22 protein-coding genes and 1 riboswitch are annotated in these 19209 nt (G+C 69.0%); of the genes, 4 read left to right on the forward strand and 18 right to left on the reverse strand.

Translation table 11 applies throughout. From position 1 onward, the window contains the following. Positions 1–63: 63 nt before the first annotated feature. From ASF51_RS17345 to ASF51_RS19470, 6 genes are all read right to left on the reverse strand, one after another. Positions 64–1602: a bifunctional hydroxymethylpyrimidine kinase/phosphomethylpyrimidine kinase gene (locus ASF51_RS17345; protein WP_082480541.1), complete on the reverse strand. Its 1539-nt coding sequence runs from the start codon at positions 1600–1602 to the stop codon at positions 64–66. Next, entirely contained in the window at positions 1587–2237 is a 651-nt protein-coding gene (thiE, locus tag ASF51_RS17350) for a thiamine phosphate synthase (protein WP_055932925.1), read from the reverse strand. Before thiE ends, ASF51_RS17345 begins: the two co-directional genes overlap by 16 nt. Then, positions 2234–3040: a hydroxyethylthiazole kinase gene (gene thiM / locus ASF51_RS17355; RefSeq protein WP_055932928.1), complete on the reverse strand. Its 807-nt coding sequence runs from the start codon at positions 3038–3040 to the stop codon at positions 2234–2236. Before thiM ends, thiE begins: the two co-directional genes overlap by 4 nt. Next, a riboswitch (TPP riboswitch) is annotated at positions 3034–3126 on the reverse strand. Its footprint overlaps the gene before it by 7 nt. 41 nt (positions 3127–3167) lie before the next feature. Then, the gene (locus ASF51_RS17360) at positions 3168–4709 is read right to left on the reverse strand and encodes a GMC family oxidoreductase (protein WP_235497302.1); all 1542 of its coding nucleotides are present in this window, start codon (positions 4707–4709) and stop codon (positions 3168–3170) included. Then, entirely contained in the window at positions 4700–6202 is a 1503-nt protein-coding gene (locus ASF51_RS17365; protein WP_082480542.1) for an alpha/beta hydrolase, read from the reverse strand. The genes ASF51_RS17360 and ASF51_RS17365 overlap by 10 nt, the downstream gene beginning before the upstream one ends. After that, complete coding sequence (locus ASF51_RS19470; protein ID WP_055932931.1) at positions 6199–7098, reverse strand: SDR family oxidoreductase; 900 nt, start codon at positions 7096–7098, stop codon at positions 6199–6201. The genes ASF51_RS17365 and ASF51_RS19470 overlap by 4 nt, the downstream gene beginning before the upstream one ends. 77 nt (positions 7099–7175) lie before the next feature. Between ASF51_RS19470 and ASF51_RS17375 the strand changes: the two genes are divergently transcribed. Next, positions 7176–7445, forward strand: coding sequence for a DUF433 domain-containing protein (locus tag ASF51_RS17375; protein ID WP_235497303.1), 270 nt, complete (start codon positions 7176–7178; stop codon positions 7443–7445). 3 nt (positions 7446–7448) lie between these two features. Continuing rightward, positions 7449–7778 carry a DUF5615 family PIN-like protein gene (locus ASF51_RS17380; RefSeq protein WP_055932937.1) on the forward strand — a complete coding sequence of 110 codons (330 nt, stop codon included), beginning with the start codon at positions 7449–7451 and terminating at the stop codon, positions 7776–7778. A gap of 18 nt (positions 7779–7796) precedes the next feature. On the opposite strand, the gene ASF51_RS17385 is transcribed toward ASF51_RS17380, so the two are convergent. From ASF51_RS17385 to ykgO, 5 genes are read right to left on the reverse strand one after another with little or no spacing between them, the layout of a single operon-like run. After that, positions 7797–8591 (reverse strand): trans-aconitate 2-methyltransferase, encoded by a 795-nt coding sequence (locus tag ASF51_RS17385; RefSeq protein WP_055932940.1) that lies wholly within the window; start codon positions 8589–8591, stop codon positions 7797–7799. Next, a complete protein-coding gene (locus ASF51_RS17390) occupies positions 8588–9388 on the reverse strand; it encodes an ABC transporter ATP-binding protein (RefSeq protein WP_082480543.1) in 801 nt (266 codons plus the stop codon). Before ASF51_RS17390 ends, ASF51_RS17385 begins: the two co-directional genes overlap by 4 nt. After that, a complete protein-coding gene (locus ASF51_RS17395; protein ID WP_055932943.1) occupies positions 9385–10386 on the reverse strand; it encodes an ABC transporter substrate-binding protein in 1002 nt (333 codons plus the stop codon). The genes ASF51_RS17390 and ASF51_RS17395 overlap by 4 nt, the downstream gene beginning before the upstream one ends. Positions 10387–10407: 21 nt before the next feature. Beyond that, positions 10408–11481 carry an iron ABC transporter permease gene (locus ASF51_RS17400; RefSeq protein ID WP_055932946.1) on the reverse strand — a complete coding sequence of 358 codons (1074 nt, stop codon included), beginning with the start codon at positions 11479–11481 and terminating at the stop codon, positions 10408–10410. Beyond that, entirely contained in the window at positions 11478–11600 is a 123-nt protein-coding gene (ykgO, locus tag ASF51_RS17405) for a type B 50S ribosomal protein L36 (RefSeq protein ID WP_044441107.1), read from the reverse strand. The genes ASF51_RS17400 and ykgO overlap by 4 nt, the downstream gene beginning before the upstream one ends. 49 nt (positions 11601–11649) lie before the next feature. Here ykgO and ASF51_RS17410 point away from each other — a divergent pair, with 49 nt between their 5' ends. Further along, the gene (locus tag ASF51_RS17410; RefSeq protein WP_055932949.1) at positions 11650–12720 is read left to right on the forward strand and encodes a GTP-binding protein; all 1071 of its coding nucleotides are present in this window, start codon (positions 11650–11652) and stop codon (positions 12718–12720) included. Between the two features lie 21 nt (positions 12721–12741). On the opposite strand, the gene ASF51_RS17415 is transcribed toward ASF51_RS17410, so the two are convergent. From ASF51_RS17415 to ASF51_RS17435, 5 genes are all read right to left on the reverse strand, one after another. Then, on the reverse strand, positions 12742–13722 hold the full coding sequence (locus tag ASF51_RS17415; protein WP_235497304.1) for an iron chelate uptake ABC transporter family permease subunit: 981 nt from the start codon (positions 13720–13722) through the stop codon (positions 12742–12744). 44 nt (positions 13723–13766) lie between these two features. Beyond that, positions 13767–14837, reverse strand: coding sequence for an iron chelate uptake ABC transporter family permease subunit (locus ASF51_RS17420; protein ID WP_082480545.1), 1071 nt, complete (start codon positions 14835–14837; stop codon positions 13767–13769). Further along, complete coding sequence (locus tag ASF51_RS17425; protein ID WP_055932955.1) at positions 14834–15784, reverse strand: ABC transporter substrate-binding protein; 951 nt, start codon at positions 15782–15784, stop codon at positions 14834–14836. Before ASF51_RS17425 ends, ASF51_RS17420 begins: the two co-directional genes overlap by 4 nt. A gap of 69 nt (positions 15785–15853) precedes the next feature. Further along, positions 15854–16738, reverse strand: coding sequence for a siderophore-interacting protein (locus ASF51_RS17430; RefSeq protein ID WP_055932959.1), 885 nt, complete (start codon positions 16736–16738; stop codon positions 15854–15856). Positions 16739–16784: 46 nt separating this feature from the next. After that, positions 16785–17837, reverse strand: a complete 1053-nt coding sequence (locus ASF51_RS17435; RefSeq protein ID WP_055932962.1) for an SDR family oxidoreductase — start codon at positions 17835–17837, stop codon at positions 16785–16787. A gap of 86 nt (positions 17838–17923) precedes the next feature. On the opposite strand from ASF51_RS17435, the gene ASF51_RS17440 reads away from it, so the two are divergent. Next, positions 17924–18238 carry a helix-turn-helix transcriptional regulator gene (locus ASF51_RS17440; RefSeq protein WP_055932965.1) on the forward strand — a complete coding sequence of 105 codons (315 nt, stop codon included), beginning with the start codon at positions 17924–17926 and terminating at the stop codon, positions 18236–18238. Positions 18239–18307: 69 nt separating this feature from the next. Here ASF51_RS17440 and ASF51_RS17445 read toward each other — a convergent pair whose 3' ends face one another. Both ASF51_RS17445 and ASF51_RS17450 read right to left on the reverse strand, forming a co-directional pair. Next, positions 18308–18751 carry an SRPBCC family protein gene (locus ASF51_RS17445; RefSeq protein WP_055932967.1) on the reverse strand — a complete coding sequence of 148 codons (444 nt, stop codon included), beginning with the start codon at positions 18749–18751 and terminating at the stop codon, positions 18308–18310. Continuing rightward, complete coding sequence (locus tag ASF51_RS17450) at positions 18748–19113, reverse strand: bleomycin resistance protein (RefSeq protein WP_055932971.1); 366 nt, start codon at positions 19111–19113, stop codon at positions 18748–18750. Before ASF51_RS17450 ends, ASF51_RS17445 begins: the two co-directional genes overlap by 4 nt. Positions 19114–19209 lie beyond the last annotated feature (96 nt).

Genomic DNA, 19209 nt, shown 5'->3' on the forward strand with positions numbered 1-19209 from the left:
TCAGGTATTACAGGACGATTCGAGGTCTCGTCGGCGTGTCACGGTTCAGCGACCGGAGTGTCGTCAATCCATCCTGTTGAACGGCGCGGCAAAGAAGGCGAGCTCATGCTCGGCCGACCGCATGAACGCCTCGCGCATCGTGTCGCGAGTCGCCTCGTCGAAGCGAGCGGCCGCATCCATCACGAAGCCCACGGCCGCCTCGGTCGATACCGCGATGCCCTCATCGGCGTAGGTCTCTATCCACGATCGATACGGATGCGCGTCGTGCGACCGCGACAGCAGGCGCGTTCCGATGTCGTGATAGAGCCAGAAGCACGGCAGCAGGGCGGCGATGAGAGTGGGGTAGTCACCGCCGGCGCAGCGGGCGTGCAGGTGGTTCAGATAGGCCGTGGTCGTATGGTCGGGCCGGATGCCGGCACGCGCTGCGTCTGCACCCGCTGCGCCTGAGAGCCACGAGTCATGCAGCTCGAGTTCTGCAGTGATCGACCCCTCCGCGGCCGCCGCCCAGAACGCCTGTTCGGCGAGGGTCGGCGCCTGCGCGCTCGCGGTCGCCAGGGCTCGAGCGAAGTCGCGCAGGTAGAGCGCGTCCTGGGCGAGGTAGGCGCGGAATGTCCGGTCATCGAGCGTTCCATCTCCGAGACCGACCACGAACGGCAGGGCGTCGATCCGCTCACGCACTGGCCGGATGCCCTCCCACCATTCCGCCCGGATCTCGCCCGCAGTGGGACGGGTGTCGAGCCCGGCCCGCTGCCACATTCCGGCGAAATGGCTGATCGGACCGTTGCCGCGGCCGACCTCGAGGTCGGCGCCGCCCCGGATGCTCTCGCTCAGCCACCGCTTCGCCTCGCCGACCGCATGCGCGGCATCGGGCGACGTCACGAGCCTCGTCGCGAGGGCGGACGAGAGGGAGCACCCGGTTCCGTGGGTGTTCGTGGTCGCGATGCGGGGAGCATCGAACAGGGTGGTGAGCACCTCGCCGCCGCGGGCATCGACCAGTGCGTCGGGCGACGTGCCGTGATCGAGGTGCCCGCCTTTGGCGAGCACCATCACGCCGAGTCGCCTTGACACCCTCGCGGCCTGGGCGAGAGTCTCCTCCCAACTCGTGGCCGGCGGTTCGTCGGCGAGGATCGCCAGCTCGGGCATGTTGGGAGTGACCAGGTGAGCGAGGCGTGCCAAGTCGCGTAGCGCTCCCTCCGCGTCGGCGCGCAGCAGCCCGTCGCCGCTGGTCGCCACCATCACAGGGTCGAGCACGACGATCGGCGGCGCCACCCGAACCAGCCACTCGCGCACGGTCCCGATCACGTCGACGTCGGCGAGCATCCCGATCTTCACCGCGTCGATCTCGACGTCGTCACTGACCGCATCGAGTTGCTCGCGAAGAAACGCCACCGGAGGAACGTGAACGGAGCGCACTCCGCGCGTATTCTGCGCGACGAGGGCCGTGACGACCGCCATGCCGTAGCCGCCGTTCGCCCCGATGCTCTTCAGGTCGGCCTGGATTCCGGCACCTCCGGTGGGGTCGGTTCCCGCGATGCTCAGCACCCGAGGAACGACGCGGACGGCCTGCGTATTCGCCGCTCCGCGCATCAGGCGTTCCGCCATTCGGTCACGAGTTCCCGAGCAGCATCGCGGGGGCTGACAGCCGAGCAGATCGCGGAGACGACGGCCGCTCCCGCCGCCCCAGCGCGTCGCAGGGACGCGACGTCCGTGCGGCCGATGCCGCCGATCGCCACGGCGGGCAGGCGAGTGGATGCGGCCAGCTTCGCAAAGGCGTCGAGTCCCAGAGGCCGGGGCGCGTCGGTCTTCGTGGTCGTCGCGTGCAGCGCCCCGATTCCGACGTAGTCGATGGCCGCGCTGTCGGCCTCCGCCTCGCGCAGCTGCGCGGGCGTCGACGCGCTGAGTCCGAGCACCGCATCGGGACCGATGAGGTCTCGCGCCAGCGCGGGCGGCAGATCGGACTGTCCGAGATGCACGCCGCCCACCCGCGCGCCGAGCCTGCGGGCGGCGAGAAAGACATCCACCCTGTCGTTGACGATCACGGTCACCGTCTCGGGCACCGCGTCGGCGACCATGCAGACCAGGTCGAGGAACTCGCGAGCGGTGCCGTGCTTCTCGCGCAGCTGCACGACGCTCACCCCGCCGGCGACGGCCTCGCGCACGACCGAGAGAATCGGATGCCCGGCCGCGGCGGCGATGGCGGTGTCGGTCACGAGGTAGATCGACAGGTCGGGGCTCACGAGATCCTCGCTCGCGCCGCGATGTGCTCGTCGTCGATCGCGGCGAGCGCGTCGAGGAAGGCGACGCCGAAGGTTCCGGGGCCGGCGGACTGCGCCGCGGCCAGCTCAGCGGCGATCGTGTACACCGTGACGGCGGCGACCGTGGCGGCCAGATGGTCGTCGTCGGCCGCCAGGAACGCGGCCATCACGGCGCCCAATGCGCATCCGCCGCCGGTGATGCGGGTCAGCATCGGGTCGCCGGTGGCGATGCGCACCACCCGGATGCCGTCGGTCAGCAGATCGACGGCGCCGGACACGGCGACGATTCCGCCGGTCGACTCGGCGAGCGAGCGCGCGGCGGGCAGCGCGGTCTCGACGGAGTCGAGGGCGTCGACCCCGCGTCCGCCCGCGCCGGTGCCCGAGAGCGCGATGATCTCGGAGGCGTTGCCGCGCACGACCGACGGGCGCAGCTCGCGCAGCCGGTGAGCGAGGGGCGTGCGCACGGGCAGGGAGCCGATCGCGACAGGGTCGAGCACCCAGGGCGTCGCCCCGGCCGCGGCCCCCGCCTGAGCCTCGATCATCGCGGCCCTCTGCTCGGGCGTGGGCGTGCCGAGGTTGATCAGCAGCCCCGAGGCGATGGTCGCGAACGGCCCGGCCTCGCCGACGATGTCGACCATCGCGGGCGCTGCCCCGATCGCGAGGAGCGCGTTGGCTGTGAAGTTCACGACCACGCTGTTGGTGATGCACTGCACGAGCGGGCTGGTCTGCCTCACCCGGTTCAGGGCATCGATGGTGGAGTCGATGAATGGTTCTGACGTGCGCATAAGCGCGACATCCCTTCGCTAGTACGAACTAGATCAGGTTCGACGGGTGTGATCTCAGCCCCGAAGGGGCACCCCGTGTCACGTAATTGCAGTCAGCCTAGCAAGGCTCCTCGTCGTGGTCGAAGCGTCAGGCCAGCATGCGGTCGGCCGTGCGCAGCGACAGCGCCAACTGCGCCAGGCACGGGTTCGCGCTGAGCGCGCTCGGAAATGTCGAGTTGTCCGAGATCCACAGGTTCGGGATGTCGTGGCTGCGGCCGTCGGCATCGACCACGCCCGCAGAGGGGTCGGCACTCATGCGGCACGTGCCGAGGGTGTGCGCGGTGCGGGCGAGCACCCGCGTCTCCTGCGCTCCCGCCGCCTCGAGGATCTGCGTCATCGTCGACAGCGCGTGGTCTTCGATGGCCTGCTCGTTCTGCCCCGCCGTGAAGGTGACGAGCGCGCGCGGCACGCCCCATTCATCCCGTTCGTCGGTGAGCACGAGCCGGTTGTTCTCTGCCGGGAGGCACTCGCCGTTGATGCCGATCCCGGCCGAGTAGCGCCACGCATCCATCGCCTGCATCAGGTCGGCTCCCCAGAGGCCGGCGCCGCGCACGAGGGTGTTCGCGTAGTTGAGCGGCATCACGCCGAGGCTCTGCATGAGGTAGCCGCCGGCGAAGTCGACATCGTCGGGGCGCACGAAGTCCTCGCTGATCAGCGACGACGGGTAGCCGCGGTAGCCGCGGATCTGCTCGTCGAAGCGGCCCCACACCTGCACGCCGCCGTGGGCGAGGAAGTTGCGGCCGACCTGGCCGGACGAGTTCGCGAGCCCGGTGTTCAGCAGCAGGCGAGGCGTCTCGACGCCGCCGCCCGCGAGCACCAGCGCCGCGCAGCGCTGGCGATACTCCACGCCGTCGTGTCGGTAGACCACGGCAGAGACGCGTCCGAGCGAGTCGAGCTCGATGCCGTGCACCATCGATTCGGGGCGGATCTCCGCGCCGGAGGCGACCGCCGCGGGCAGGTACGTGTTCGCGGTGGTGGCCTTCGTTCCGTAGCGCTCGCCCTGGTGGATGCTGCCCAGGTTCTGGCTCGCACGCCGGTCGCCGAAGTGCGGCTGGTCGCGGTCACGGCTCAGGATGGCCGCCGGCGCATCCGTGGCCCGGATGCCGAGCTGGGCGCATCCGGCCGCCATGAGATCGGCGGGGGCGTTGCGATCGACCGGAGGCTCGAGGTACTCGCGCTCCGGGTCCCACGGATACGGGGTCGGCCCGGAGACGCCGATCGTGCGCTCGACCTCCACGATGTAGCGGGTGAGTTCGTCGTGCTCGATCGGCCAGTCCTCGCCGACTCCCGTCTCGGTGCGCAGCCGCATGTCGCGCGCGTCGGGGCGCGGTGTGAAGGCGCCCCAGTGCAGCGTTCCGCCACCCACGCCGAAGCCGCTGTTGTTCGTGCCGAACGCGGTGGGGTCGTCGCCGCCCGACAGTCGTTCCGACATCCAGTTGATGCGCGGCGACTCGATCTCGTCGTTGGTGAAGCCGTCGGGGTCGGTATTGGGGCCGGCCTCGAGCGCCACGACCTTGAGGCCGCGCTCGGCGAGGCGGGCCAGCAGGGGACCTCCGCCCGCTCCGGTTCCCACGACGACGACGTCGACGATCTCATCACGGTCGTACGTGCGCATGCGGCTCAGATCCACGCGGGGTTCTCCTCGACGGTTCGGGTGTTGTTCGCGGCGGTGCCGTCGTGCTCGTCGTCGTACGCATCGTCATCGTCTTCGTCGGATGCGACGCTTCCGAGTTCGGCCGGCTCCCAGGGGTCGCGCTGGCCTGCGGCGGTGGCGACATAGCCGACATCGCCGCTCGCCGTGCCGCTGGTGGCGAAGCCGTCGTAGCCGACTCGCGCAAGAGAGGCCGGATGCGCCAGCCAGATGCGGGTCAGGTCGGCGCGCACGTCGTCGAACCAGTGCTGGCGCATCGCGCCGTTCCAGTCGTCTCCGCCGAGTGCCTCGTGATCGTTCAGCTCGCCCGAGACGATGCCAGCGATGAGGGCATCCTGCTCGGCCTCCGCGTTCTGTTCATCCGTGTCGTCGGACCAGAGGGCGGCGAGGTCGTCGAGGCCGAGGCGGTACGCGGATGCGTCATCCGGCTGCCCGGCGTTGCGCCACCCGTCGCCGCGCCCCGAGGCGAGGTCGTCGTCGACGCGCGCTGCGAGGTCGATGCGGCGATCCCCGGGCTGCGGAAGGAGCCGGTCGGCGAGCGTGCGAAGCATGGCCAGCTGTGCCGCCGAGAGTGCGCGCGGCCTGTAGTCCGGGTCGTCGGCGATCAGCCTGCGCGCGAGAAAACCGCGAGCCTCGGGCGCCGTGCGATCGGATGCGACGAGCCGGCCCCACTCGGGCGTGAGCTGCGGGCTCGCCGACACCGTCGCATCCCACAGCCGCACGATCTCGGCGGCCACCTCGGCGGGGCGCTCGTAGGGCAGCAGGTGGCCTGTCTCGGCGAGCGAGACGACGCGCGCCCGCGGGTACAGCTCGGCGACGAGCCGCGGCTGGGCGGATGCGCCGAGGTCGTCATCGTCTTCGCCGGCTAGAACGACGACGGGCAGGTCGATCGAGCCGAGCTCCTCCGACACGTCTTCCGTGCTGCCGTCTGTGAGCCAGCGACGCCACGCGAGCGGCGACATCAGGCGCACCTGGGCGATCGCCGTGCGCTCGTCGTCGTCGCCGAGCGGAGTCGCCGCGTTCTGCGCCACGAACTCGACCGCGTGCTCCTCGGAGATGAGCCCGTTCTCTGCCCAGGCCAGCATCTCGGCGCGTTTGTCGTCGGCCATGGGCTCGGGCGTCGGCGGCGACGGCGCGAGCAGCACGAGCCCGGCAAGGCCGAACACGTTCGCGTCGCCGCTCAGGATGCGATGGGTCACGACGGCCGCCACCTTGCCGCCCATGCTGTGGGCCGCGATCACGAACGGGCCGCCGTCGGCCTCGGCCTCGATGACCTGGAGCGCGCGGTCGGCGAGGGCCGAGACCGAGCCGTTCGGCGCATCCGGTGACCCACCGTGCCCGGGCAGGTCGATGCCGACCACGCGCAGGCGGCCGCTCGCGAGGCTGTCGAGGGCGTCGGCGATCGGAGCGGCGGCTGCCGCGTCGAATCCGAGGCCGGGGAGGAAGAAGACGGTTCCGTCGGCGGCGGTCACGGTGTGACCATGCCCCCGTTGACGTTGAGCGTCTCGCCCGAGACGTAGCTCGACTCGGCGGAGGCGAGGAACACGTAGGCGGGCGCCAGCTCGGCCGGCTGGCCGGAGCGCTGGTAGGTGCTCTCGTCGTCGAAGGCCTTCATCTGCTCGTCGGAGACGCCGCCCGACACCTGCAGTGCCGTCCAGGTGGGGCCGGGCGCGACGATGTTCACGCGGATGCCGCGGGGCGCGAGCTGCTGCGCCAGACCCTTCGAGAAGTTGTTGATCGCGGCCTTGGTCGACGCGTAATCGAGGCGGTCGGGGGCGGGCTTGTAAGCCTCGAGCGAGGCGGTGTTGATGATGGTGGCGCCCTCGGGCAGGTGGGGGAGGGCGGCCTTGGTGAGCCAGAAGTTCGCGAACACGTTCGTGCGGAACGTCTGCTCGAACTGCTCGTCGCTCAGGTCTTCGAGCCGGTCGACCGAGACCTGCTTGCCCGCGTTGTTGACGAGGATGTCGAGTCCGCCGAGCACGTCCACGGCCTCGTCGACGATGGCGCGGCATGTTGCGGCCTCGCTGATGTCGGCGGCGATCGCGTGGCCCTTCGTGCCGGCCTCCTCGACCAGGCCGACGATGCGGTCGGCGTCCTCCTTCTCGGCGGCGAGGTGCACGATGACCACGTCGGCTCCCTCGCGGGCGAAGGCGATCGCCACGGCGCCGCCGATGCCGGAGTCTCCTCCGGTGATCAGCGCCTTGCGGCCGGTGAGCCGCCCGGTGCCGCGATAGCTTTTCTCGCCGAGGTCGGGAACCGGCGTCATCTGCGCCTGCACCCCCGGCTCGGGCTGGTGCTGGACGGGCGGTTCGACCCGGTCGTACTGGGTGACCGGGTTCGTGAAGGTGTACTGGTCGCGTTCCGTCATACGACCCACCGTAGATCGGAGGCCCTCTTGGGGCGGGGGCCTTGCGCGCCGCGCAGCTTCTGGTAGCGGAGGAGTGCATGCACGATCTCCCCAATGTTGCAGCACGCCGGTACTCTTGGAAGATGTCGCGCCTGGATCGCATTGTGGTCAACCCTGAGGTTGTTCATGGACGACCCGCCATTCGGGGCACCCGGGTTCGCGTGGCCGACGTGCTTTCTCTTCTGGCCGCTGGGGCCTCCGAGGCAGAGATCCTCGACGACTACCCGTACCTGACGGCCGATGACATCAGAGCGTGCCTCGAGTATGCGGCTGCGCAGGCCGATCACGCGATCGTGCTCGCTTCATAGCCCGTGCGCTTTCTTGTCGACGCCCAATTGCCACCCGCACTCGCGCGCATGCTGTCCGCTCGCGGTCACGTTGCGGAGCATGTGACCGATATCGGGCCTGCAGATGCAACCGACCAAGAGTTGCTGCGCTATGCACTAGAGCACGGAGCGGTGCTCATGACGAAAGACGAAGACTTCTCGATCATGATCTCGCTCGGTGTGCAAGCGCCGGTGATCGTGTGGATCCGCGTAGGCAACACGCGCCGCCGCGCACTCATCGAATGGTTCGAACCATTGGTCGATCACGTGATCGAGATGATCGAGACCGGAAACCGTCTCGTCGAGCTCCGTTAGCTCGGAGCTTTTGGTCGGTCAGTGTGTCGCGGCCACCCCGTAGACCACGTGGTCGTCGAGGTACTGCCACACCGTTCCGGTCTCGACGAAGCCTGCGCTGCGGAGGCTCTCGAGGTGGAAGCCGAGCGTGACCTTCGGCGGAGCCTCGTGCAGCTCCGAGCCCCAGACCTCTGCTCGTCGGTGCAACGCCTCCGCGTAGTAGGGAACGTCGGCGACGGCCTGCCACCACTCGTCCCAGGTGTCCGTCTCGCCGGCGAACGTCTGTGCCTGCATGGCCGCGTCGTCTGCCAGCGCGATGCGGGCGAGGGTGCCCTCGTGCTCGGAGCTGTACGAGAGATGGTCTCCGTTCAGCACGATCCCGCCGGGTCGAAGCAGGCCCGGGAGGGCACGGTACACATCGACGAGAGTGCCCGGCTGGAGCCAGTGCAACGCCGTCGACGACACGATCGCGTCGAACGGCGCGGCTGCGATGGCCGGATGCTCGGCCCAGTCCATGCGCGCGAGGTCGACCTCGGCCGTCTCCAGCCGAGGGTCGTCTTCAGCCAGATCGGCCGCGATCGCCAGGAGGGCGGGATCCTTGTCGGCGATGACCGCCCGGGCGCCCGGAACGTGACCGAGCACCTGGAGGGCGAGCGACCCGGTTCCGCCCGCCAGGTCGAGGATGCGGGGTTCATCGACGTCGGCGCAGACGGCGGCGACGACGCGGGCGATGGTGTCGAAGCGTTCGGCCCGGTGCCGGATGTAGCCGGTCTGCTGGGCATCCCACCGCGCGGCGAGGCTGCGGGCGGTGTCGAGGCGGCTGGATTCTGTCATGGGTGATCCTTTGTTGTCGGAGAGGAAGGGGTGTTTGGCGAGGGAAGGGAGAACGAGAGGCGTGTGCGCCCATCCGGTGAGGGATGCACGTGCGTCGCCACGTCGTACACCCGGTCGAGGAGATGGGGTTGGAACAACTCGGCCGGCGAGCCGGAACCGGCCACACGTCCGCGCTGCAGAACGACCACGTGATCGCAGACCTGCGCGGCGAGTTCGAGGTCGTGCAGCACGATCACGACCGTCGGAGCGATCAGCCGAAGCAGCGACATGATCTCGAGCCGGTGCCTGATGTCGAGGTGATTGGTCGGCTCGTCGAGCAGAACATGGCTCGCGCCCTGAGCCAGTGCGCGTGCCAGGGCGACGCGCTGCAGCTCGCCGCCCGACAGCGTCGACAGCCGGTCGAACGCTCGATGCGACAGTTCGACCGCATCGAGCGCGTCGGCCACGCGCTGGTCGAAGCCGGCTCCGCCCGAGCGCAGCACGCCATGCTCGGCGAGCCCGCCGAGCGAGACCTCGTCGACGATGCGCAGGGAAGGATCCGGCTGGCTGCGTTGACCCACCTCCGCCACACGGCGCGCTATCCAGCGCCGGGGCCGGATGCGGAGATCGTGCCCGTCGAGCGCGATCCGCCCGGCCGACAGCGGCGCTGCACGGACCAGTGCACGAAGCAGGGTGGTCTTGCCGCTTCCGTTCGGACCGACGATGCCGGTCACCTCCCCCGTCTGCGCGCGGAAGGACACCCGGTCGAGCAGCACCCGTTCACCCGCGCGCACGGTCACGTCGCACGCTTCGATCACGGCAGCGTGGCGAGAAGCCCGCTCAGCTCAACGGGACCCGCGATCGAGAGCATGCTGGGCGGATCCGTGTAGGCGAACTGAAGTGCCACGACCCTGCCCTTCTCGACAGCGGTCAGGGCGGAGACCCCGGGCGCGCTCAGGAAGCTGTCTATGACGCTCTGCGGGTCGCCGCTGGAGTAGAGCAGCACGATGGTGCCCGGGTCGCGCGAGATGATGTCCTCCACATTGGCGTCGAAGACCCGCTCGTCAGAGTCGGCGTAGACGTTCTCGAGTCCCGCCGCGGCGAAGACGGGAGTGACCATGCTCGGGCCGCCGTAGGGCGAGAGCACGCTGCCCCCGGAGGAGACGTAGAGGGCGGCGGCGGTTCCGGCATCCGGTGCCGTGGAGCTGAGACCCGCCGAGCCCGTTGCAATGACCTTTTCGGCGAGGTCCTGTTCGCCCAGAAGGGTTCCGAGGGTGCGCACCTCGCTCCAGACGCGGTCGAAGGTGGCGGGTTCGCTCAGCTCGGGGTCGGGGTTCGCGCAGTAGGCGCTGGGCGAGTAGACGGCGATGCCGCTGGCAGCGAGGGCCTCCCGGTCGACCGCGTTCTCGGGCGCGATCACGAGGTCGGGCTGCGCCCCGAGGATGCTCTCCTGCGACACGATCGAGCCGCCCGTCGAGTTCTTCTCGGTCGACAGCAGGCTCAGCGAACCGAGGGTGGAGTAGGTGGAGTCCTTGTACAGACCCTCCTGGGGAGCGGAGGTCACCGCCACCACGCGGTCGACGGCATCGAGCGCCTCGAGGTTGGGCAGGGAGTCGTTGTTCACGAGCACGATGCGCTTCGCCGGCGCATCGAGGGTGACCTGCGAGCCGCAGTTCTCCACGGTGATGGCCGTGTCGGCGGCGTCGGTTGTGGATGCGCTGCTCGCCGGGGTGGTCGCGCAGGCGCTCAGCGCCGCCAGGCTGAGCGCGGTGATGGTGAGGGCCGCCGGCAGGCGCCGGAGGAGGGATATGTTCATCGGGTTCTTTCTAGAGAGGGGTCAGGAGGTGGAGATGGACGAGGAGGGAGTGCGCAGCAGCACCAGCAGAAACGGTGCGCCGATGATGCCTGTGATGACGCCGACGGGGATCTCCTGCGGAGCGAAGGCGGTTCGGGCGACGGTGTCGGCGGCGACGAGCAGGATGGCGCCGAGGAGAGCGGAGACGGGGAGTACGGCGCGGTGGCGTCCGCCCGCGATGCGGCGAGCGAGGTGCGGCACGACCAGGCCGATGAAGCCCACGCCGCCGACGGCTGCGACCGTGACGCCGACCATCGCCGACACTCCCACCATCAGCAGGATGCGCGTGCGCTCGGGGTCGATTCCCGCCGATCGTGCAGAGTCGTCTCCCGCGGCGAGCGCATCGACCATCGGGGCGATCAGGATCAGGATGCCCAGACCGATGGCCGCGGTGATGGCCGCCGCGGCGAGGGCGATCGGCTGCACCGAGGCGAGCGAGCCGAGAAGCCAGAACAGAACCGACCGTGCGGCCTCGGGCGAGTCGCTCGAGAACACGAGAAAGCTGGTGGCGGCGTTGAGCGCGTAACCGACCGCGAGGCCGGCGAGCACCAGGCGCAACGGCCCTCTGCGGTTGGCGGCGCCTGCGAGCATCAGCACGAGAACCACCGCGCCGATGGCTCCCGCCAGGGCTGCCCCCGAGAACAGCAGGGCACTGCCGCCTCCGAAGACCAGCACCACGAGGGCGACCCCGGTGGATGCCCCCGAGTTCAGTCCCAGCAGGTAGGGGTCGGCCAGGCTGTTGCGCACGAGGGCCTGCAGCATCGCGCCGGAGACCGCGAGCACGGCCCCGGCGACGAGCGCCATGGCGACGCGGGGCAGGCGGGTGGCCCACACGATCTGCTGCGCCGAGTCGGACCAGTCGCCGCGACCGGTCGAGAACAGGCCCTCGGCGATGATGCCGACCACGGTGCCGGGCGCGATCGGCACCGGGCCGATGCAGACGGCGACCAGGGCCGCTATGGCTGCGGCCGCGGCGAGGCCGACGGTCAGCAGAGCACCGCGCCGTCGGCCCCGCCGAATCGATGCGACGACCTCGTGCAGAGCCGGGGCGGTCACCCCTGGCGAGCTTTGAAGCGTGGGTTGAGCTTGTTGATCACGAACACGCGACCTCGTCTGCGCACGACCTGCGAGCCCGGCATCTTCTTCATCGACTTGATCGAGTTGCGCACCTTCACGGCAGCCTCCTGTTGTTATTGAGAACGATTCTCACATACAGTAGCCCACATGACCGACTCCCCGAACCGCAGTGCACTGGCCGGTCTCGCTGTGACCCTGGTCAGCGGCAGCGACCGTCGGTCCGCGCAGCAGATCGCCACCGTGCTCAGCGGATGCCCCGTCCCGCAAGCTCCCGTCGAGCTCGATCTCGGGGGCGACGACGACGCGACGTTCGCCGTCGAGCTCGCGCACCGACTCGCATCCGACTACGACGACGGGCTCACGGGCAACACCGTGATCGTCGTCGAGCCGCAGGCCGACATCGTCGAGATCGCCCTGGTGCTCGAGCACGTGCTCGACTCCCGGCGCCCCAGGCCGCCCATCGGAATCCGCGATGTCTTGGCCGTGACGTCGGTGCGCGAGATCGGCGAGCTCCTCTTCGACCGAGCGCCTGAGGCCCAGAACAGAGACGACTTCGCGTCACCGGGCCGCCTGGCCTCCCGGCTCGAGTTCGCCAGCATGATCGTGCTGACAGACGTGCCGGATGCGGCTGCGCCGGCGGACACTCGCCTCGTGCTCGCGTTCCTCGCGCGACTGGCGCCGTCGGCCCTGCTGCTGGCACCCCTCGACGTGGAGAACGCGCGACAGCTCTCGGGTCTTCTCGTGCGCGGACGAGCGCACAGGCTGGGAGCCACCATGGGGTGGCAGCGCGAGCTCGCCGACGGTGCGCCCGCGCATCCGGTTTCTGATGCCTGCACGACGTTCGTCTTCCGCGACCCGCGACCGTTTCACCCGGGCCGACTGCACGCGGCCGTGACAGAGAGACTGACTCACGACATCGTCGGATGCGTCGCCCGGTCGCGCGGCTTCGTGCGACTCGCGACGCGCCCGGCCCGGGTCGGATCGTGGGCGACCGCCGGCGACGTGCTCGACCTCGGACCGACCGACATGCTGAGCTGGCAGCCGGACTCGCCGATCGGGCAGGAGATCGTCTTCTTCGGCCCCGGTCTCGACAGGGAGGCGCTCGCGGCGACGCTCGCCGACTGCCTGCTCACGGCAGACGAGCTGGTGGCCGGCGCGGATGCCTGGGTGCACTACTCCGACCCGTTCCCGGAGTGGGTGGTCGAGCACCACCACTGAGCCTGGGCGGAGCGGCTCGCCTCAGGCTGCTCGCCCGACGCGCCGGTTCGACCGCGCCTCTCGCACGAGGAACCACACGAGGTAGCAGCCTCCGAGCACGACGGTGACCACCCCGACGGGAACCGTCACGGGCAGGGCGTGCTGGGCGATCAGGTCGGAGGCGCTCAGCATGACGGCGCCGAAGAGCGCCGTCGTCAGCAGGGGGATGTGTGGTGTGCCGGCGATCCGTCGAGAGATCTGCGGTGCGGCGAGGGCGACGAAGGCCACGGGTCCCGCCACCGTCGTGGCCGCGCAGACGAGCACCACGCCGACGGCGAGCATCGTGATGCGCGTCACGGTGATGCGCACCCCTGTGACGACGGCGATGTCGTCGCCGAGACCGAGCTGATGCAGGGCGCGCGCGTGAAGGGGGATCACGGCGAACAGGATCCCGACGAGCGCGGCCGCGGTGGCGACGCCGCCGATGGTCACACCGGCGAGCGTGCCCGCACCCCAGGCCGACGCGAAGAGCGCCGTATCGACGTCGACCTGCAGAAGGAGCCACGTGCCCACGGCGGCTGCCATCGATGAGATCGCGACTCCCACGACGATGAAGCGGAAGCCGCCGATACCGAGGCCGCGCGCGAGCGCGAAGATGAGCAGGGCGACGACGATGCCGCCTGCCAGGGCGCCGATGGTGCGCGACTCGATCGAGGACCCGGCAGCGATGAGCGCGACGAGCATCCCCACGAAGGCCCCGTTGGAGAGGCCGATCACGTCGGGACTCGCGAGAGGGTTGTGTGTGACGGTCTGAAAGAGGCCTCCGGCTACTCCGAGAGCCGAACCGACGACGATGGCGGCCGCGATGCGGGGCAGCCTCCACTCGAGTACGACAGTCGACGCCAGGTCGCTGGCCGTGCCCGACAGCACCTTCACGAGGTCGCCGAACGGAATGACGAAATCTCCGGTCATCGCTCCGATCACGGCCAGAGCCGCGAGCAGAAGGAGGAGGGCCAGGTTCACCGTCGCAGGGTGTAACCGCATTCTCGACATTCTCGATCGGCGAATCACAGGCCGGTCACCCGACGGTTCCGTCGTACGAGCACGATGAGAACGGGAGCGCCGACGAACGCGGTGACGATGCCCACCGGCATCTCTCCGGGCAGTGCCACGAGCCGTCCGATGATGTCGGAGATGAGCACGAGGATCGGTCCGGTGACGATCGATCCGGCGATGATGCGGCGATGGTCGACTCCGACGACCCACCGAACCACATGAGGCATCATGAGGCCGACGAACGAGATGGGGCCGGCCACCGCAGTGGCTGTGCCGGCGAGAAGAGTGATCGCGATCACCGCGAGCAGTCGGGTGCGCGGCACGCTCACGCCGTGGCCCGTGGCCACCTCGTCGCCCAGCGCCATGGCATTGAGCGCGGGTCCGATGGCGAGAGCGAGCACGATGCCCGCAGCCAGGGGCAGCAGCACGGGGGTGGTCACGTCGAACCCCCGGCCGAGAAGACTGCCGGCCGACCAGCCGAGCATCCGTTCGAACGCATCGGGATTCGTGAGCGTGAGGCCCGTGGTGAGCCCGGAGAGGACGGCGCCGACGGCCAGGCCGGCGAACGTGAGAGTGAGAGGATCGGCCCGACGCGGCCCGGCCGATCCGAGCAGGAAGACCGCGGCCGTCAAGACGAAGGCGCCCGCGTAGGCGAACGACACGTACTGGCCCGGGCTGGTCACGCCCAAAAACACGATGGCGGCGGCGACAGCGGCTGCCGCTCCCGCATTGACGCCGAGGATTCCCGGATCGGCGAGCGGATTGCGGGTGACGGCCTGGATGAGTGCACCAGCGCCGCCGAGGCCTGCACCGACCACGAGCGCCGCCGCCGACCGCGGCACCCGCTGGTCGAGGAGGATGAAACGCGACTCTTCTGTTCCCCTGCCCGCCAGCGTGTCGAGCAGCACGGGCACAGACACCATATTGGTGCCGACCACCAGTGACAGAACGAGGAGCACGGCGACGAGCACGCAGGCTGCCGCTATGAGGAGACCGAATCGACGGGTCGAGTTCGCGGATGCTCCCGCGGACTGTGCCGTAGGCGGTGCTGTGCGGGCGGTGGCCCCGTCTGCCGCACTCACTGAGCGTCGCGGAGGATGCTTTCGATGTCGTCGAGCACCGCGAGACCGCCGAGAGGCCCTACTCCCGTGATCCAGTAGGACTGATCCACGAGGTGCACGTTGGGAAACGACGACGCATTGGCGGTGATCGCCTCGGGGATCGTCGACGTGTCGTCGACATCGGTCGTGGTCACGACCACGAGGTCGGCCTTCGCCTCGAGAACCTTCTCGGGCGACAGATCGACGGAGATGGAGTTCTCCCAGTCTCGTGCCGGGGTGGTGAACCCGACGCACTCGAGGGTGCTGCCCGCGAACGACTCCGGGCCATAGACCGTCAGCAGCCCGTCGCGGGGCCGGATGAGCTGCGCCGTCTCGCCGCTGATCGCGAACTCGTCCTTCACCTCAGCACAACGGTCGTCGTAGCCGGCCAGCAGATCCTCGGCCGCATCCGCTCTGCCGAGGGCCTCGCCCACGAGCGTCACATTGTCTTTCCACGGGTCTGCCTGAGAGGCGAAGAACACCGTGGGAGCAACAGAGGTCAACTGGTCGTAGAGGGCCGAGTGGCGCGACTCGGTGCCGATGATGAGGTCGGGGGCGAGGGCCGCGATCTTCTCCAGACTCGGCTCGGTCACCGTGCCGACGCTCTCGATCCCGCTTGCGTCCGTGCCGAGATACGAGGGGATTCCCGCGGCCTCGTTCAGAACGGCCGCGCCGACGGGGATGATGCCGAGTGCGACGGAGGTGTCGAGCGCGACCGGTTCGAGCACGACGACACGCTTCGCCTGGGCCGGCACGTCTGACTCGCCTCGGGCGTGAGTGACGGTGATCGTGCCCTCGTCGGCGGAGTCGGTCGCGGCCGGCGTGGTCGCCTGGGCGGTGCAGCCGGACAGGGCCAGCGCGGTGATCACCAGGCCGGCGAGCACTGCGGCGGGTCGGAGGCGGCGGGCGGCGATGGGGAATGGCGGCATTGAAGGCCCTTTGAGTCGGCGTACGGATGAACATCGACGACCCTGGCGACCAAGGTTAGGCTACCCTACCTAGTTCCTCGCCTCTCGCCCTTCGGCTCTCCAGTAGCCCTGGCGGTGAATGCGCTCGCGGGGGATTCCGGTCTCGGCGACAGCCGCGCTCAGCCCAGAGACGGCGGAACTCTCGGCGGCGATCCATGCGGCGAATCCTGTTCCTGCGGATCGCGCCCCATGCGCATCCGACACGGCCCACGATGCGACGGCCGCGCCGAGAGCCTCGCCGGGTCGGCCACGATCGCGGGTGACGTGCCGAACGGTCACGCCGGCCGGCACGTTCTCGATCGGCGGGCACGAAGACCTGTCGTCTGCCTCGACGATGACGGTTCCTCGCGTGTCCGCACCGAGGGACGCGACGATTCCGTTGATGGCGGGAATCGCCGTCTCGTCGCCCAGCAGAAGAACGACTGCGGGCGGCTCGGCCGGGCGCCATTGGATGCCGTGCCGCCGGTCGTCTGCCCGAACGTCGGGACCCGACACCAGGATTCGATCGCCGGGAGCCGCGGACGCCGCCCAGCTGGACGCGGGCCCGGCCGGGTGGTGGATGAAGAAATCGATGTCGATTTCGCACTCCCCTGGTCGCACGGCGCCCGTCGTGTACGTGCGCGCGAGGTGGCGATCGGCCGGGGTCAACCGCCCGAGCGCGGCTCGCCATTCGGGTGCGGAGATGCCGTCGACCTCGTCGGAGAAGAGGCCCCGCCACGGGCGATTCTCGTCGGTCGCGGGATCGCTGCCGTGCGGGAGGATCAGCTTGACCCGCTGGTCCAACCCCCACGGGGCGAAGTGCCGAAGAGACGGTGCACCGAGCGTCACGCGCACGAAAGTGCGCGTTATCGGGCTGCTGCGGATGACACGCGTATCGAAGAGACGAGGCGAGGGAGGTGCGGGCGCGGTCGTCATCGGAGGAATACTAGCGACAGATCTCGGGAGGGCCGTCGCCCTCCCCTCACGGGATGAGGCGCTGGTCGCGCAGATCCTGGAAGATGCGCAGGAACATGGCCTCGGTGTCGACGTACTCGTGGAACCCCGCGCGTCGGGACTTCGAGCTGTCCGAGATGACGTCGTAGTCCCACGCGAAGACGAAGTCGCCGAAGGCCCACGACGAGAGGTCGGAGTAGGGAGTGGAGACGAGGCCGTGGCGCTCGATCATCCCGTTCCACAGCTGCTCCTTATCGGCCATCACCTCGGCGAGCGTCATCTCGAGCGGGGGAGCGACGTCGAGATCGAAGAACGCGGCGATGCGCGGCCACATCGACGACCACCGGAACATGTCGCCGTTGGTGATGTTGTACGCCTCGTTTCGACCGGACTCGGTGGTCGCCGCCCAGACGGTGGCCTTTGCGAGCAGGTCGGCATCCGTCATCTCGATGAGGCTCGTGTAGGCGCCGGGCCTGCCAGGGAAACGCAGGGGGATGCCCAGTTCCCTGCTCATCGAGGCGTACACGGCGATCACCATGGCGAGGTTCATCGGGTTGCCGAGACCGACGCCGGCGACGACGGATGGGCGCAGGGCCGACCACGTCCAGCTCGCGTCGGCCTGTCGCCGTTCGAGAAACTGCTGCTGGTCGACGTTGAATTCGGGAGGCATGTGCGGCGGGTCGGACTCCTTGGCCGGCGTCGCGAAGGGGCCGAGGTGAGCGCCGTAGACCTTGTAGCCCTGCATCAGGCTGATGTGCTCGAGCTCGGGGGCGACGGGCTCGATGGCGTCGACCACGTTCGTGAGCATGGCGAGGTTCGGCGGCACGAGCTCGGCCCACGTGGGTCTGTCCTGATACGCGGCGTAGAACACGTGGGTCACCTGCGACAGCTCTTGTAGCGCGTCGGCGGTCGCCTCGCTGTCGAGCAGATCCACGGCGATGTGGCGCACTCGACCGCGATCGATACCGCCCCGGCGCGAGAGGCCGACGACGTTCCAGTCGCCGAGGGATTCGAGGTGCTCGATGAGGTTGCCTCCGATCACTCCGCGCGCTCCGACTACCAGGGATGTCTTCTGTGTCATGGTTCCTCCATCGTTACATCGCAATTTACCGATCTAAGTAGTAGCACATCATCGGTAAATGCCGATATTGCGATATCATCGCAACCATGAGCGAAACGCAGGAGCCCGACCTCGTGGCGGTCTTCAAGGCCCTCGGCCATCCGACCCGCCTCGCGATCATGGGGTGGTTGAAGGAGCCGGAGTCGTTTCCGCCGCAAGACGTGTCGGCATCCGAGGTGGGGGTGTGCCTCAAGCACATCCAGGCCAGGGCCGAGGTCTCGCAGTCGACCGCGTCGCAGTTCATGGCCACCCTGCAGCGCGCCGGCCTGGTGACCTGCACCCGCATCGGGCAGTGGTCGCACTACAGCCGCAACGAGCAGGCGATCGAGGCCCTCGGCAAGAAGGTGTCGCTCAGCGTCTGAGCGGTTCGATCGAGTGAGCGATTTGTGTCGGTTGCACCGCGCGATACGCGCACAGTCTGCGCACTCGATTCACGAGGCGGCGAGAAATCGTCCGCGTTCCTCGATGAGGCGCTGCATGTACCGGGCGAGCACGAGCTTCTCGACAGCCCGACCGATGAGGCCGAACGGCGCGTCGAAGCGAATGCGATCGATCATCACCGAGCCGGATTCCGTCGCCTCGAAGCGGTGCTCGTGGTGAAAGATCGTGAAGGGTCCGCGAATCTGCTCGTCGACGAAGCGATGGGGCGGCTCGAACTCCGTGACCCGGCTCGTCAGGGTGAACGGCACCCCGAAGTGTCGGGCCTTCCAGGTGACGTTCTGGTGCAGTCCGATCAGTCCCTCGGTCACACCTGCGACGGCCTTCTCGCCAGCGTCGGCTTGCGACTGGGTGTGGGTGTCGATGTTCCTCGCGAGGTCGAACATCTGCTCGACCGATTTGCTCGAGGTCGTCACGCAGTCGAATTCGACGGTCACGCGGCGTTCTCGATGAGCTGCAGCTGCGTTCCGTCGACGTCGATGAGGAACCCCGCCCGGTGTCCCCACGGTTGCAGTCGTACGGGATGCAGTCGCGGATGCCCCACGGATTTCTCCTCGACGCCGGACTGTGCGATCTGGCGGTACAGTTCGTCGACATCGTCGACGCGCACGCTGCACATGAACGAACTCTCTTCGGGCACGAGGTCGGCGAAGGGAAAGAACTCCAGCTGAAGCTCGCCGCGGCGCAGGCTGAGCCAGTCGTCGCCACGATAGCTCGGCTCGAATCCGAAGCCGCCGTAGAACGCGACCGTCGCGTCGAAGTCTCGAGACGGCAGATTGGGGATCGCGCGATCAGCCATACAGCCAAAGTAGTACTCCGACCCCCACTGCGCCAGCAACAGCACGTCGCCTCGATTCGACTCTCGCAGCCCACTCGATAGGGTCGAAGGAAGGTG

Source organism: Agreia sp. Leaf283, assembly GCF_001422485.1.
GTDB lineage: Bacteria > Actinomycetota > Actinomycetes > Actinomycetales > Microbacteriaceae > Agreia.